12 protein-coding genes are annotated in these 14,722 nt (G+C 41.9%); 7 read left to right on the top strand and 5 right to left on the bottom strand.

Annotated features, from left to right (window positions below; all coding sequences use genetic code 11):
- Positions 1–7: 7 nt before the first annotated feature.
- Positions 8–2,407 carry a penicillin-binding protein 1B gene (gene mrcB / locus AC6CHI_RS03910; protein ID WP_458891477.1) on the bottom strand — a complete coding sequence of 800 codons (2,400 nt, stop codon included), beginning with the start codon at positions 2,405–2,407 and terminating at the stop codon, positions 8–10.
- Between the two features lie 188 nt (positions 2,408–2,595).
- On the opposite strand from mrcB, the gene AC6CHI_RS03905 reads away from it, so the two are divergent.
- The gene (locus tag AC6CHI_RS03905) at positions 2,596–3,501 is read left to right on the top strand and encodes an NAD(+) kinase (RefSeq protein WP_458891478.1); all 906 of its coding nucleotides are present in this window, start codon (positions 2,596–2,598) and stop codon (positions 3,499–3,501) included.
- Positions 3,502–3,504: 3 nt separating this feature from the next.
- Positions 3,505–3,777: a YeaC family protein gene (locus AC6CHI_RS03900; protein ID WP_498119510.1), complete on the top strand. Its 273-nt coding sequence runs from the start codon at positions 3,505–3,507 to the stop codon at positions 3,775–3,777.
- Positions 3,778–3,892: 115 nt separating this feature from the next.
- Here the strand turns inward: AC6CHI_RS03900 and AC6CHI_RS03895 are convergent, their stop codons facing one another.
- Positions 3,893–4,888 carry a glycosyl transferase family protein gene (locus tag AC6CHI_RS03895; protein WP_498119508.1) on the bottom strand — a complete coding sequence of 332 codons (996 nt, stop codon included), beginning with the start codon at positions 4,886–4,888 and terminating at the stop codon, positions 3,893–3,895.
- A 445-nt stretch (positions 4,889–5,333) separates the two neighbouring features.
- On the opposite strand from AC6CHI_RS03895, the gene AC6CHI_RS03890 reads away from it, so the two are divergent.
- Positions 5,334–6,680: a dicarboxylate/amino acid:cation symporter gene (locus AC6CHI_RS03890; protein ID WP_458891481.1), complete on the top strand. Its 1,347-nt coding sequence runs from the start codon at positions 5,334–5,336 to the stop codon at positions 6,678–6,680.
- Between the two features lie 168 nt (positions 6,681–6,848).
- Entirely contained in the window at positions 6,849–7,991 is a 1,143-nt protein-coding gene (locus AC6CHI_RS03885) for an acyl-CoA dehydrogenase family protein (protein ID WP_458891482.1), read from the top strand.
- A 29-nt stretch (positions 7,992–8,020) separates the two neighbouring features.
- On the opposite strand, the gene AC6CHI_RS03880 is transcribed toward AC6CHI_RS03885, so the two are convergent.
- Positions 8,021–8,539 (bottom strand): type 1 glutamine amidotransferase domain-containing protein, encoded by a 519-nt coding sequence (locus AC6CHI_RS03880; protein WP_498119506.1) that lies wholly within the window; start codon positions 8,537–8,539, stop codon positions 8,021–8,023.
- A gap of 433 nt (positions 8,540–8,972) precedes the next feature.
- On the opposite strand from AC6CHI_RS03880, the gene pheA reads away from it, so the two are divergent.
- The 3 genes from pheA to AC6CHI_RS03865 all read left to right on the top strand — a co-directional run bounded on the left by pheA (position 8,973) and on the right by AC6CHI_RS03865 (position 13,006).
- The gene (gene pheA / locus AC6CHI_RS03875) at positions 8,973–10,082 is read left to right on the top strand and encodes a prephenate dehydratase (protein WP_458891484.1); all 1,110 of its coding nucleotides are present in this window, start codon (positions 8,973–8,975) and stop codon (positions 10,080–10,082) included.
- 183 nt (positions 10,083–10,265) lie between these two features.
- On the top strand, positions 10,266–12,512 hold the full coding sequence (locus AC6CHI_RS03870; protein WP_458891485.1) for a bifunctional prephenate dehydrogenase/3-phosphoshikimate 1-carboxyvinyltransferase: 2,247 nt from the start codon (positions 10,266–10,268) through the stop codon (positions 12,510–12,512).
- 116 nt (positions 12,513–12,628) lie between these two features.
- Positions 12,629–13,006: a hypothetical protein gene (locus tag AC6CHI_RS03865; protein ID WP_458891486.1), complete on the top strand. Its 378-nt coding sequence runs from the start codon at positions 12,629–12,631 to the stop codon at positions 13,004–13,006.
- A 121-nt stretch (positions 13,007–13,127) separates the two neighbouring features.
- Here the strand turns inward: AC6CHI_RS03865 and AC6CHI_RS03860 are convergent, their stop codons facing one another.
- Both AC6CHI_RS03860 and AC6CHI_RS03855 read right to left on the bottom strand, forming a co-directional pair.
- On the bottom strand, positions 13,128–13,568 hold the full coding sequence (locus tag AC6CHI_RS03860; protein ID WP_458891487.1) for a DUF2147 domain-containing protein: 441 nt from the start codon (positions 13,566–13,568) through the stop codon (positions 13,128–13,130).
- 430 nt (positions 13,569–13,998) lie between these two features.
- Positions 13,999–14,628, bottom strand: a complete 630-nt coding sequence (locus AC6CHI_RS03855; protein WP_498119503.1) for an alpha/beta hydrolase — start codon at positions 14,626–14,628, stop codon at positions 13,999–14,001.
- Positions 14,629–14,722 lie beyond the last annotated feature (94 nt).

The raw sequence follows: 14,722 nt of genomic DNA, 5'->3' as shown, positions 1-14,722 counted from the left end.
GGCGTCCTTAGTTGGCAAAACTACCGCTCGAAATCACACGCCCAGAATTCTCATTCAGGTCTTGCTGCATGTCATCTTCACTCTCGCGGATATAGTTGTCCATACTATCGGGTTGATTCGGTTGGTTCTGATTCATTTCCGTATCAGGTGTGTAAACTGGTTCCACTTGGTAGTGAGGAAAGCCGCATGCTGTAGCACGACGTGGTACAGCACTCCTTAATAATGGTATATACAATGCACCTTCACACCCCTGAGCCGATAAGTTGCCTGAGCCACTATCGATCCATTGCCATTGCACATTGTCGGTTTGACGTAAATTGACTGGTTTTTGACGTAATTGACTCATGACGTTGGTCCACACAGGTAAAGCACCCGACGAACCAGTCAGTCCTGTGACTTTATTGTCATCAAGCCCGAGCCATACCACACTAAGATAATTGCCTGAATAGCCCGCAAACCATGAGTCACGCGTGTCGTTGGTTGTACCAGATTTGCCTGCGAGCTTCAAAGAGCTTGGCAGAGTCTGATAGGCAGAACGCCCCGTTCCGGAATTCATGACTTGTTGCAAACCGTAATTCACAATATAGGCCGCGGCAGGATCAATGGTTTGTTGCACGGTTAAGCTATAGCGTTCTAATACTCGACCGTTTGAATCTACCACCGAGCGAATCGATTTAATCGGATACTTAAAACCACCCGTGGCAAAGTTACCGTAAATACTCATGACTTCCATTGGCGACATGTCTACCGCACCTAAGAAAATGGAGGGGTAAGATGGAATATTCGAGGTTACACCAAACTTTTTCAGATGATTGCTAAATGAAGACACGCCAAATTCTTGTCCTAAGCGAACAGCCGCCAAGTTATAAGAGTTCGACAGCGCTTGTACCATCGGTACAACCCCATGTTCACCACCACTATAGTTTTTAGGTGTCCAAGATTTTCCGTCACTCGGTACGCTAATGTAGCTATCTTCTACTGGGCTTGCCCAGTTATAGCGACCTGATTCAATGGCACTTAAATAAATGACAGGTTTTAACAGAGAGCCGACTTGACGTTTGGCATCTAAGGCACGGTTAAAGCCGGTAAAGTCTTGAGTTGAGCCGACAGCGGCAACCAGTTCACCATTTTCTGGATGTGAAACCAGTACAGCGCCTTGTAAGTCTTTAAGGCGCTTAGGATTGTTATTGGCCAAGCGTGCAACTGAATCTTTAAAGGCAGTTTGAATATTGGTTTGCGCCACAGGATCAAGTGTGGTGAAAATCTTCAGACCTTGATTGGTTAAATCAGACTCTTGGTATTCTGTGCGTAACTGACGACGCACAATATCCAGAAAATCTGGGAAGCGGGCAGGGCCTAAGGTTGGCTTGGCTAAAACATTTAATGGGCGTGCAATTTCACGATCATATTGTTCTTGAGTTAAATAACCCATCACCAACATATTATTTAACACAATATCGCGGCGCTTTTTTGCACCTTCAGGATTGCGCCACGGATTGAATAAAGATGGCCCCTGAACCAAGCCGACTAAATAGGCTTGTTGTGAAATATTAAGTTCGCGTAAAGGCAAGCCAAAATAGAACTGTGAAGCTAGGCCATAACCATTAATTGAATAGTTACCGTTTTGTCCTAAATTCACTTCATTTAAATAGGCTTCAAGAATTTCATCTTTGTCGTAGTGAAGTTCGACCAACAATGCCATTAAGGCCTCATTGACCTTACGCTTTAATGTCCGTTCTGGGCTTAAATAGAAGTTTTTGACTAACTGTTGAGTCAAGGTTGAACCACCTTGACGTTTACCACCAGTGATATTACTGACCACAGCACGCGCTGTACCACGTACCGAAATACCATGATGCTTATAGAAGTTACGGTCTTCCGTTGCAATTAAGGCTTCAATTAATGGTTTCGGTACATTGGATAATTTAATCAGGACGCGGTCTTCATTGTGCTGCGGGTAAATGCCACCAATCAATAACGGTTCTAGACGGGCAATTCCTGTAGAGGAAGGTTTAGTGGCACTGACTTCGCTAATTTGGTCATTTGCAAAACTGACTTTAAGCACCTGTTCAGGTTCAGCACTATCACCAAAGTCAAAACCGCGGGTATGCACATATAAAGTATCACCTGAGCTGACGTAACTCCCAGATTTCGCATAACTGTCTGCACTTTTATAGCCGAGCAGCTTTAATTCTTGATTAAAGTCGGTCTGGCTGATCGGTGCATTGGTATAAATTTCTAGTGGGCGAGCGAAAACTTTCGCAGGAATATCCCAACGCTTCCCTTCAAACTTTTCTCTCACGATATTGTCTAGACGGATGAGGTAAAAACTAAATGCTAGAAAAATACCAATAACCAATATGGAGAAAATAAGTGCGAATAATCCTATGCCACGTTCAAACTTCATAAAAGGTGATAAGATCCTGATAAATTTTGCTAATCATGCGAAGCTTTTTGTGAATTTGCAATAATAAATCTGTCACAGAAGCGAAAAGCCATATAAATGAATAGGCTAACAAGGTTATTTTTAAGGTTTTTTATTTCATTCGGGTTAATGCTATGATATGTCCGAATCCAAGCGGAGCGATCACATAGGTGCAACTTTCACACAAGTCTTTTCGGAATATTGGATTAATTGGTCGACCAGACAAATTTTCTGTTGTTGAAACGTTAAGCCTGATTCACGATCATCTAATGAGCATAGGTTTACATCCTGTTTTTGATGCAGAAACAGCCCAGCTTGTTCCTTATAAAAATACGCAAACGGTGAGTCGAGCTTTACTGGGTGAGGTTGTCGATTTGGTGATTGTGGTGGGTGGTGATGGTTCTTTATTACATGCCGCGCGCTCTTTGGTGAAATATAACACGCCCGTGATTGGGGTGAACCGTGGTCGTTTAGGCTTTCTGACCGATATTAAACCGACTGAAGTGATCTTTAAGCTTGATCAGGTTTTACAAGGTGAGTTCCAGCAAGACCGACGTTTTTTGCTGGAAATGGAAATACGCTCTAAAGGTGAGACGATTCATGATGCCATCGCTTTAAATGATGTGGTCCTGCATTCGGGTAAATCGGTGCATATGATTGACTTTGAGCTGAACATTGATGGTCAATATGTGTATCGCCAACACAGTGATGGTTTGATTGTTTCTACCCCGACAGGCTCGACAGCTTATGCTTTATCTGGTGGTGGGCCGATTGTGCATCCGAGCATGGATGCGATTTCACTGGTACCTATGCATCCACATACATTATCTTCGCGTCCAATTGTGGTGGGTGGACACAGTGAAATCAAAATTTTGATTCGTGAAAACCGCGTATTGCCAATGGTCAGTGCTGATGGGCAACATAGTGTTTCACTCAATGTCGGGGATAGTTTGCATATCCGTAAGCATCCCTTTAAATTAAATCTATTACATCCGCCTGGTTATGACTTCTATATGTCATGCCGAACCAAACTGGGCTGGAACCGAGATTTTGATTCACTGCAACAACAGGATTAATTTATGAATATTGAACAAATGCTGGCTGTACTCGATCCTGATATTGTGGCTCGTTTAAAGACTGCGGTTGAAATTGGTAAGTGGCCGAATGGTGTTGCATTAACCAAAGAACAGCGTGAAATTTGCATGCAAGCCGTGTATGCATGGGAAATGAAAAATTTACCTGAAACAGAGCGTAGTGGGTATATTGACCGCGGTACCAAAGAGGAAGGCGAACAATGTGATGACGACCATCACAAAAATGAACCTGAGTTTAAACCGATTCGTTTTGTTTAATGCATTACAGCGGTTGAACTCGAAACACCCTGCTATATAGATTAAAGGACTCACAAAGAGTCCTTTTTTTGAGGATTGATTTAGTTTGTCATTACATTGTAATGGCTATTTAAGCTCAAAAACGATTGAGCCAGAGCTCTTGGGCTTTTTGCATGGCAGCTGGGTAAGAGTCACAAACTCCCATGGTGTATAAGGCAATGCCCATGGTTTCAATGACCGCAATTTCACCATATTCATGTTTTTGTTGACCTTCCCAAACTGATTTAAACACAGCCAAGTCAAGCTCTTCTTCGACTGGACTGCGGTTATCAGTCAGTTTCGGTAATTCATGTTCATACAGTTCACCCTGTTTAATTCCGCAGATGAGAGTTTTTGCATCTGGGTTGCGTTCAAACTCGCCACCTTCACCTTTAATCACGGCACTATTTTGATAGCCTAAACGCAAAGCTGCATGTTGGTGAGAACTACGATACGCAGGATGGAAAATGGCTTGTAAGGTGGCTTTGGCATTAAAGGGATTAATTAAACGCGCTAAGGTATGAATAGGGGAACGTAAGCCCATGACATTGCGCAGTGAAATCAGCTCACTTAAAACTGGGGAAATAACTGCTAAAGGAAGATAGGCAAAATTACGTTGATTTAATTGTTGCACAACGTCTTGCTGATTTTGGCAAATCGGGAAGCCAAGATATTCCAAGACTTGTTCGGTGTAGACGCGATTGAGGGTATGACCTGCAGCACCATGCATAACAATCCGGTAGCCATGATGCGCCAGCGTTAAAGCTGCCAGTAAGAACCAAGGATAATGTTTACGTTTTCCTGCATAAGATGACCAATCTAAATCGACCTCAATCGGTTCAAAGTTTAACGCGTCACGTGTGGCTTGAACAAAACCTGCTAACTCATCCACAGATTCTTCTTTGACACGTAATAACATTAAAAAAGCCCCCAATTGCACATCGAGTACTTCATTGTTCAAAATCATTTTGAAGGCTTGATAAGCTTCATCATAAGTTAACGAACGTGCTCCATTTTTTCCTTTACCGACGATACGGACAAATTGGGCAAATGGATGCTCAAAATCTTTATATAAATTTCTTTTGGTCGTCATTAGATCTGATCACTGCGTAACTTAAAGGTTTGGGGAGAGAGTATCGATTCTGATAATAGAAAGATTTTGGTAGAAAGGGAAGAAAATTGCTTGTGTGGGCATAAGACTAATGTCTAATAAAAATTGATTATTGCTTAGTCAAATTAAAAAATAAATGTAGATTTGCTATCCAAAAATTCTGTAAAATTCAACCGACTTAAGATGAATGTTAAGTTTTTCTTACTAGTTGACTTTCCTAACTTATTGAAAATATTCATTTTCGGTAATCGAGCTGCGATGGAATTGCAGAAAATATTATTAAGTTTAATTCAAAGGTATTAAGACTAACTTAATGCCTATAGCCTTTTGTAGTGATTATAAAAGGAATTTTTAAGGGCTGTGTATTCCTAGGAATAGACGAATATTGGATGTTTCTAGTACTAGAAACATGTGAAGAAGTAACGCTATGGCTAAAAAACCCATCTATAAATCACTGTATTTTCAAGTGATTGTTGCCATCATTGCAGGTATTCTGGTTGGTCATTTCTCCCCAAGTGGAACCCAGATTGTAAATGGTGCTGAACAATATGTCCCAGGTTTAGGTGAGCAGCTTAAACCTTTAGGTGATGCATTTATCCGATTGATTAAAATGATCATCGCCCCAGTGATTTTCTGTACAGTTGTTAGCGGTATCGCTGGCATGGAAAGCATGAAATCGGTGGGTAAAACTGGTGGTATCGCCTTACTCTATTTTGAAATTGTTTCGACGATTGCCTTATTGATTGGTTTGCTTGTGATTAACATTGCAAAACCAGGTGTAGGCATGAACATTGACCCAGCATCTTTAGATGTATCGGGTATTTCAAAATATGTTGAGTCAGGTCATTCGCAAAGCACAATTGATTTCTTGATGAATATTATTCCGCATACAGTTGTTGGTGCATTTGCGGAAGGTGAAATTCTTCAAGTCTTACTCTTTGCGCTTTTATTTGGTTTCGCCCTGCATAAGTTAGGTGATTCTGGTAAGCCTGTACTCAAGCTGATTGACCAAATTTCGCATGTCTTCTTCAATATCGTCAATATGATTATGAAGCTTGCGCCGATTGGTGCATTTGGTGCGATGGCATTTACCATTGGTAAATACGGTATTGGCAGCTTGGCACAATTGGCTCAGTTAATTATCTGCTTCTACATCACCTGCTTATTGTTTATCTTTATTGTATTAGGTTCAATTAGCCGTATCTGTGGTTTCAGCATCCTCAAAATGATCCGTATGATTCGCGAAGAATTATTGATTGTTTTAGGGACCTCATCATCAGAATCGGTATTGCCGCGTATGTTGAAGAAACTGGAAATTGCAGGTTGTGAAAAATCGGTGGTGGGTCTGGTTATTCCGACAGGTTATTCATTTAACCTTGATGGTACGTCTATTTATCTCACCATGGCAGCAGTATTTATTGCACAAGCAACCAATACCCATTTAGATATCTCACACCAAATTACCTTGTTATTGGTACTTTTAATTTCATCTAAGGGTGCTGCAGGCGTAACAGGTTCTGGTTTCATTGTGATGGCGGCAACATTGTCTGCGGTAGGACATATTCCAGTAGCAGGTTTAGCGTTGATTCTGGGTATTGACCGTTTCATGTCGGAAGCCCGTGCTTTAACTAACTTGGTGGGTAACTCTTTGGCAACGATTGTGGTTGCGAAATGGGTAGGTCAGTTAGACAAAGAAAAACTTGATTTTGCATTAGCAAACCCTGAAGAGGTTGATAAGCGAATGATGGATGAAGGAAATCAAACCCACGCATAATGCGTGTTGGTTTTAAGAGGAAGCTTCGGCTTCCTTTTTTATTGGGCAAGATTTCTGCTGAGCAAACTGGCTGGATAGATTTGAAATAAGAATAAAACTGCACATGACAGATGCTTGGAAATTACCTAGCATGTCAGTTCAAAATTTAAAAACAAAAAAGGAAGACATATGCTGGCTTATGATGCGGATCTCGAGCTTTTTAGAGATAATTTCAAACGCTTTATGCAAGAGCATGTTGCGCCACATTATTATGAGTGGGAACGGCAAGGAATTATGCCACGCTCAGTCTGGAATCAGTTGGGTGAAAATGGCTTTTTATGTGTGGATGTACCAGAAGAGTATGGTGGTTATGCGGTTCCAACCTATTATTCCTTAATGTTAGTCGAAGAATCAGCTCGTGCGGGATATGGTGCCTTATCGACAGCGATCTCATGCCACTCGGAAATTGCAGCACCCTATATTCTGCATATTGGCACCGAAGAACAAAAGCAATACTGGCTGCCAAGAATGGTCACTGGGGAAGTTGTCGGGGCGATTGGAATGACAGAACCGGGAGCAGGTTCAGACTTGCAAGCCATCCGCACCACAGCCATTTTGCAAGAAGATTATTATCTGCTAAATGGTTCTAAAACTTTTATTTCAAATGGTCAACATGCAGATCTCGTGGTGTTGGCGGTCAAAACAGATCCACAAGCGCGTGCTAAAGGGGTGTCTCTACTTTTATTAGACACCCATTTAGATGGCTTCAAAAATGGGACTAATCTTGAGAAAATTGGCTTGCATTCACAAGATACTTCGGAAATGTTTTTTGACAATGTCAAAGTACCGAAAAATCAATTACTCGGACAAGCTGGACAGGGTTTTAATTATTTAATGCAAGAGCTACCGCGTGAACGGACCGCAATTGCAGCGACAGCATTAGGGGCGATTCGCGGTGCGATTGATGTCACTACGCAATATGTACAAGAACGACAAGCCTTTGGCCAAAAAATCGGACAATTTCAAAATACTCGTTTTGTCTTGGCGCAGGCAAAAATTGATGAACTGGCCACCGCGGCTTTTTATGATCAAAATGTCGAGTTGTACATGCAAGGCAAACTCAATGTGGAAACAGCAGCTGCATTAAAAAGTTTTTCCACCGACATGCAAATGAAAGTCGCAGATCAACTGCTGCAATTGTTTGGTGGTTATGGCTATATGAGCGAATACCCAATTTCACGTTTCTTTGTGGATGCTCGGATTCAACGAATTTATGGCGGTACCAATGAAATTATGAAAGAAATTGTGGCGCGGGGTTTGCTCGGTCGTTAGTGAAATAAAAAGAGCCGACAGGCTCTTTTTTATAATCTTAAGACATTCAAACTTTCACGAATAAATGCGGGTAAATCTTCGGGCGCACGGGAAGAAATATAAAGATTATTGTCATTTACGACCGCCTGATCATAAACCACAGCTCCAGCATTGACTAAATCAATAATGACGGATTTCATGGTGGTCATGCGCCGTCCTTTAACCACACCTGCATTAATTAGCAATTGCGGACCATGGCAAATACTCATAATCGGTTTTTGCGCATTGGCAAAACGACGCACAAAATCTACATAGCGCTCATCCGCTCTTAAATAATCGGGGGAATATCCACCGGGAATTAGTAGCGCATCAAATTCATGTACACAGACATCATCAATACTTAGATCAATGGTGACCGAATATTTACGCTTTTTCCCATAGACAATATTACCGGCTTTATTTTCAATATTGACGACACTATGGCTTGCTGCACGGAAGGCTTCTACAGGTTCGACATACTCCATGTCTTCAAAATCATGCGTGACTAAAACTGCAATTCTTTTTGGCATTGTTATTCTCCGAATAGCATTTTTAAAATTAAAATAACAGACAAATTGTGAAATACGTCATATTAAATTGTGGTTAATTTGTGATCAAAAGTAAGCTGCCTTGATAATGTCATATTGATAAAAATCTGGCCGCTATACTTGAAGTTGATCATTCAAGTGATATTTAATCCTGTTGGACAAATGGACTGTCTATAGGCGGTCATGACACTCGGGATAATTAGGTTGAATTGTTCACGATTGAAATTAATGCGCTGATTAGAAAACCAGAATCTATTGTCCAAACCGCCAGCCGATACAAAAACTTTAGTCCAAATTGTTGCAATAATTCGGGCTAGTGGCTTGAAAATAGGGTGAATCCAGATTTTATTGCCTACCATTTAATTGAACTCTTGATATACTGTCGGCATTCACGTTTTTGCAGGGCGAAATAACAATGATCAACGACGATCAAAACACTACGACTTCTCTAGACTTGACTAAGATTCGCGAAGATATTGATTCTGTAGACCAACAAATTCAGCAATTAATTAACCGTCGCGCACGCTTGGCAGAAGCAGTAGCAAAAGCAAAATTTGCTTCTGAAGAGAATCCAATGTTTTACCGTCCTGAACGTGAAGCACAAGTCTTGCGTAATGTTATGGAACGTAATGAAGGTCCTTTGTCAGATGTGACAATGGCACGGTTGTTCCGCGAGATTATGTCTGCATGTTTGGCTTTAGAAGCACCACAAAGCATTGCTTTCTTGGGCCCTGTCGGCACATTTACCCATTCAGCGGTATTAAAACATTTTGGTCAGGATGCAGTGGTTCGTCCTTTACCAACCATTGATGAAGTGTTTCGTGAAGTTGAAGCAGGCAGTGCGCATTATGGTTTAGTGCCTGTTGAAAACTCATCTGAAGGTGTCGTGAACCACACCTTAGATTGTTTTAAATCATCGACCTTGAATGTGATTGGTGAAGTCGAATTGCGTATTCATCATCAATTCTTAATTTCAGAAAATACGCGAAAAGACAGTATTAAGCAGATTTATGCTCATCAGCAAACCTTGGCACAATGCCGTAAATGGTTAGATGCGCATTATCCTGGGGTAGAGCGCGTGGCTTTAAACTCCAATGCTGAAGCAGCCCGCCGTATTCGTAACGAGTGGCATTCCGCTGCGATTGCTTCCGATGTCGCGGCTAGCATTTATGATTTAGAAATTTTGCATAGCAATATTGAAGATAACCCAGAAAATACCACGCGTTTCTTGGTGATTGGTCGTGAAAAAGTGCCGCAAAGTGGTAATGATAAAACCTCATTGCTAATTTCTGCTCATGATCGTGCAGGTGCTTTATTAGAAATCTTGGCACCATTTGCCAAACATCAAATCAGTTTAACCAGTATTGAAACTCGTCCAGCACTCCCAGAAAAATGGGCCTATGTGTTCTTTATTGACCTTGAAGGGCATATTGAACAAGACAATGTGAAAGCTGCGATTGAAGAAATTCGTCCTTTGGTTAAAGAAGTCCGTGTATTGGGTTCTTATCCAATCGCTGTGCTATAAATGACATGAGCCATCGGAAGGTGGCGCTGCTGTTTCACTGTGTGAGTTTAGTCTGAATTTGGATTAATGATGGTGAGGTTGAGACAGCAGCCAAAGAGTTCGAGTTTTGAACAAACTGAAGCAAAAAGATACTGTTGAAAAGCACTTGCCAAAGTGTGGGGTTTAGAGGCGAAAGCATAAAAGATGACACAGCCGTTGTTTGAAAAAGTTGCATTTATTGGACTGGGACTGATTGGTTCGAGTTTGGCTCGTGTAATAATTGCTGAAAAATTGGCAAACCAAATTGTTGCATCGACACGTTCAGCGAAAACGCTGGAAGATGCGAAAACATTAGGTTTAATTGAGCAAGGCTTTAGCAATCCAGTCGATGCTGTACAAGGTGCTGATCTGGTTGTGCTTGCTTTGCCAGTCCGTGCGACAGAAAAAGTCCTAGCAACCATTAAGCCGTATTTGTCAGAAAACTGCATCATTACTGATGTGGGCAGTACCAAAGGCAATGTGGTTGATGCAGCGAAAGCGGTCTATGGTGATGCACTGCCGGCTGGTTTTGTACCAGGTCATCCAATTGCAGGTGCTGAACATACTGGCGTTCATGCGGGTAAGGTCGATTTATTTGCCCATCACAAAGTCATTCTTACACCGCTGCCAAGTAGCGCACCTTGGGCAGTAGAAAAGCTGATTACACTGTGGCAAGCCGCAAAAGCGGAAGTGATTTGCATGGATGTGGAAAAGCACGATGAAGTCTTGGCCCATACCAGTCATCTCCCGCATTTAATGGCATTTAATCTGGTGGAGCAACTGGCCAATCGCGCTGATAATCTGGATATTTTCCGCTATGCAGCAGGGGGATTCCGAGACTTTTCGCGCATTGCTGCCAGTGATCCGCAAATGTGGCATGACATCTTCTTTGCCAATAAAAAAGCCATTTTGAATGCTGTAGATGGTTTTGAACAACAACTCGCTGTACTTAGAAAACTGATTGAAAATGAAGATTCGCCAGCCTTAATGGGCTTACTCGGTAATGCTCAGGCTGCACGACAACATTTTAATCACATGTTAGCCAAGAAACCCTTGATGGAGAAAAATAAGGTGACACAACAATTTACCATTTTGCCAGGCCCTAAGACGTTCCAAGGTAAATTTACCGTGCCTGGGGACAAGTCTGTGTCTCACCGCTCTATCATGTTTGGTGCGATTGCGGAAGGTACAACGCATGTAACAGGTTTCCTTGAAGGCGAAGATGCTTTAGCTACTTTGCAAGCTTTCCGTGATATGGGCGTCAGCATTGAAGGTCCAAAAAATGGTGAAGTCACCATTCATGGTGTGGGCATGCACGGCTTAAAAGCGCCAGCAAGTGCGCTCTATATGGGCAACTCTGGGACGTCGATGCGTCTTTTATCGGGTATGCTTTCTGCACAAAAATTTGATTCGGTCATGACAGGCGATGCGTCACTGTCTAAACGTCCAATGGAGCGTATTGCAAAACCTTTGCGTGAAATGGGTGCACAGATTCAAACCACGGGTGAACGTGGAACACCTCCAGTGTCTATTACTGGTGGCCAAGCTTTAAAAGGTATTCACTACGATTTGCCAATGGCTTCAGCGCAAGTAAAATCAGGGATTTTGTTGGCAGGTCTTTGGGCAGCAGGTGAGACTTCTGTAACCGAGCCTGAACCGACTCGTGATCATACTGAGCGTATGTTGCGTGCTTTTGGTTATGATGTGAAAACCGAAGGCAACCGTATTTCACTGCAAGGTGGTGGCAAGCTAGTAGCAACTGAAATTCAGGTTCCATCCGATATTTCTTCTGCCGCGTTCTTTATGGTGGGTGCTGCTATTACCGAAGGTTCAGATGTTACGCTTGAAGCGGTGGGGATTAACCCAACGCGTACAGGTGTCATCGAGATTCTGAAGCAAATGGGCGCAGATTTAAGCGTAGAAAACGAGCGCATTGCAGGTGGTGAGCCGATTGCGGATATTCGTATTCGGGGTAGTCGTACCCTAAAAGGGATTCACATGCCGGAAGACCAAGTGCCTTTAGCGATTGACGAATTTCCAGCATTGTTTATTGCAGCTGCATGTGCTGAAGGGCAAACTGTGCTGACGGGTGCTGCTGAATTACGTGTCAAAGAATCAGACCGTATTCAAGTCATGGCTGATGGTTTAAAAACCATGGGCATTGACTGCACGCCAACCGAAGATGGCATTATTATTGAAGGTCAGGGTAAATCAGGGGATTGGTCTGCAATCTTCACTGGTGGTGTGATTGAGTCGCATCATGACCACCGTATTGCCATGAGCTTTAGTATGGCGGGTTTACGTAGTTCGGGTGAAATCAACATTGTGGGAACTGAAACAGTGGCAACCAGTTTCCCAACGTTTACCGAATTAGCCAATCAAGCGGGTTTAGCGATTCAAGTCACTGAGTAAAACCAGTGACTCTTGATGTCATAAATTCATCTAAAAACAGCCAAGCGAAAGCTTGGCTGTTTTGTTTTTATTGCTTATGCTAAACCCATATAATAAAAATGCCTTAGGGTTGAGCTATGCGAAAACTACAATTTACTGCCAATTGTGAACATCATCATCATGCGGCAGATCAACAGAATCAATGTCATATCACACAGGGATATGTAGTGGATTTACTTGCAGGTAAACTCAATCAATATGGGTTTCAAACTTTGTCACAAAGTGGTGATCAAGTCGCGGTCAGTGTAGATGAGCATGCATTGCCTTTAGCAATTACCTGCCAAGGCACAGATCAGGAGGGGCATCTCGTTTGCGAGATTTCCTCTTATCCTGCTGAGGATCAAGACTGGTTGGAGCGTATCAGTGAGCGTAGTTTACTCAATCAGTTGGCGCAGGCAGTTGAAAATAGCCTAAAAGAGGATGAGGCATTTAGTGGTTTTGAATGGAAGGCTTAATATGCTTTATAGATGCTGAATTATTACTAGATAATTCAGCATCATTCAAATACATCCATCAATTGAATGCTATTTACCTGAAGATTTAGATTTCATCTTATCTTCTGAGGTTATAAAAGCTTTATTCCACGCGTAACCAAGTCTGGCTACGTCCAACCGCGGAAACACCGAAATAGCCACGTAAAAATAGTTTTTTACTATTTGCGCTGATTTTGCCTTTGAGGCTATAAATTTTTCCAGATACGGGATCAATAATTTTACCGTTGGAGTAATTGATATGATCTTCAGATTTTAACCCTGTAATGACCTGCATTCCAACAATCGGTTTATTGGTATAAGGTGGTGGGCAGTGCGTACAGAACTCTTTGGGTGTATAACCCGCACGCGGGGTAAGTTTCAGCACAGTGCCAGCATACGTTCCATTGCTTTGTTTTTCGATTTTAACCAAGCCTTTAGGTTCACCTGTTTTGTCATCAATATAGCGCCAAGTTCCAGTAATGTCTTGAGCAAAAGTAGAGCTGGCAGCCAGAGCAATAACAATTGCGCCGAAAAGTGATCTCATATAATCCCTGAATATTGTATAAATGATATAAGGCTAACTCGAATGAGCTAAGGTATTGATTGTACAGTTTATAATTAAAATACGAATGTACATAATGTGCCAAAAAATGGCAGAATTGAAGCTTTAGACAGATGCGTAAATCTTGATAGATTAAAATGAGCTCAAGGCTAACAGACACTGGATTTAAATTAATGGTGAAACAAGCGTAGCTATAAAAATGCTCAAAATGAACGATAAAAAACTAGTACTGTGGTCATCGGAGGAATGAAAATGCTCTTGGTGGAGTGGGCAGTAAAAGCAATAAAATAGTACTTAGCTTAAGTCTGATGCTTGCGACTGATAAAAAATACAATCACTCAGATGCCAAACGTAAAAAAAGAGATCAGGCTAGTAGTGAAAAGCATGATCTCTTTCTTGTTTTGCTTGCCGCTTAAATCAATAAGAAGCGTGCAATCGCGATACGTAACTGTTTTAAATAACCTGTGAAGAAATGGTTCGCACCAGGTAATACCGTTACTAAATGACGCTGTGGCTTTGCCCAAGCGATCATATCAGACAGTGTGGTGACCTCATCGGCTTCACCGTGAATAAACAGGATATCACCTTTAATTTCAGGAGTTTGATAGTGGCGAACTCCAGCCACAGTCGCAGTTGGAAGACCACAAAGAATAGTTTGAATAGGTCTAAGTTCACTTGGTAGAGCGTGATAGCATTTTGCCATAACGTGTGCACCAAAGCTAAAGCCACCCGCATAAAATGGCAAACTAGGATGTTGTAAACGCGCATGATGGATGACTTTTAGCACATCATCAGTTTCACCATGACCTTCATCGTGAACCCCATCACTTTGACCAGAACCACGGAAGCTTGGACGATACACCACACAGCCATTTTCAACTAAAATTTGAGCAAGTAATGCCGGAACTTTATGTTGAGGTGTGCCGCCTTGCAATGGATGGGGGTGGCTAATAACCGCGAATCCTTTCACTTCGCCTTGTGGGTAATCAACGAAAACTTCAATTTGACCCACAGGACCGGGAATGAAAATTTGCTCGGACATAAGATAAATGGATAAATAGCAGGAGAATCCGCTATTTTACCGATTATGCTTAGTAAAAACACAGATTGGAAAAAAAATAACTCTACTGCTATAG

Source organism: Acinetobacter sp. GQ146, from assembly GCF_059758585.1.
Note: the sequence above shows the minus strand (reverse complement) of the source record. Positions and strands in the feature narration are given on the sequence as shown.

What these genes read in the sequence shown, in the direction of transcription:
- AC6CHI_RS03895 (WP_498119508.1), bottom strand. Translation starts at nt 4,888, where the DNA reads ATGACGACCAAAAGAAATTTATATAAAGATTTTGAGCATCCATTTGCC.
- AC6CHI_RS03900 (WP_498119510.1), top strand. Translation starts at nt 3,505, where the DNA reads ATGAATATTGAACAAATGCTGGCTGTACTCGATCCTGATATTGTGGCT.
- AC6CHI_RS03880 (WP_498119506.1), bottom strand. Translation starts at nt 8,539, where the DNA reads ATGCCAAAAAGAATTGCAGTTTTAGTCACGCATGATTTTGAAGACATG.
- AC6CHI_RS03860 (WP_458891487.1), bottom strand. Translation starts at nt 13,568, where the DNA reads ATGAGATCACTTTTCGGCGCAATTGTTATTGCTCTGGCTGCCAGCTCT.
- AC6CHI_RS03870 (WP_458891485.1), top strand. Translation starts at nt 10,266, where the DNA reads ATGACACAGCCGTTGTTTGAAAAAGTTGCATTTATTGGACTGGGACTG.
- AC6CHI_RS03855 (WP_498119503.1), bottom strand. Translation starts at nt 14,628, where the DNA reads ATGTCCGAGCAAATTTTCATTCCCGGTCCTGTGGGTCAAATTGAAGTT.
- AC6CHI_RS03890 (WP_458891481.1), top strand. Translation starts at nt 5,334, where the DNA reads ATGGCTAAAAAACCCATCTATAAATCACTGTATTTTCAAGTGATTGTT.
- AC6CHI_RS03885 (WP_458891482.1), top strand. Translation starts at nt 6,849, where the DNA reads ATGCTGGCTTATGATGCGGATCTCGAGCTTTTTAGAGATAATTTCAAA.
- pheA (WP_458891484.1), top strand. Translation starts at nt 8,973, where the DNA reads ATGATCAACGACGATCAAAACACTACGACTTCTCTAGACTTGACTAAG.
- mrcB (WP_458891477.1), bottom strand. Translation starts at nt 2,407, where the DNA reads ATGAAGTTTGAACGTGGCATAGGATTATTCGCACTTATTTTCTCCATA.
- AC6CHI_RS03865 (WP_458891486.1), top strand. Translation starts at nt 12,629, where the DNA reads ATGCGAAAACTACAATTTACTGCCAATTGTGAACATCATCATCATGCG.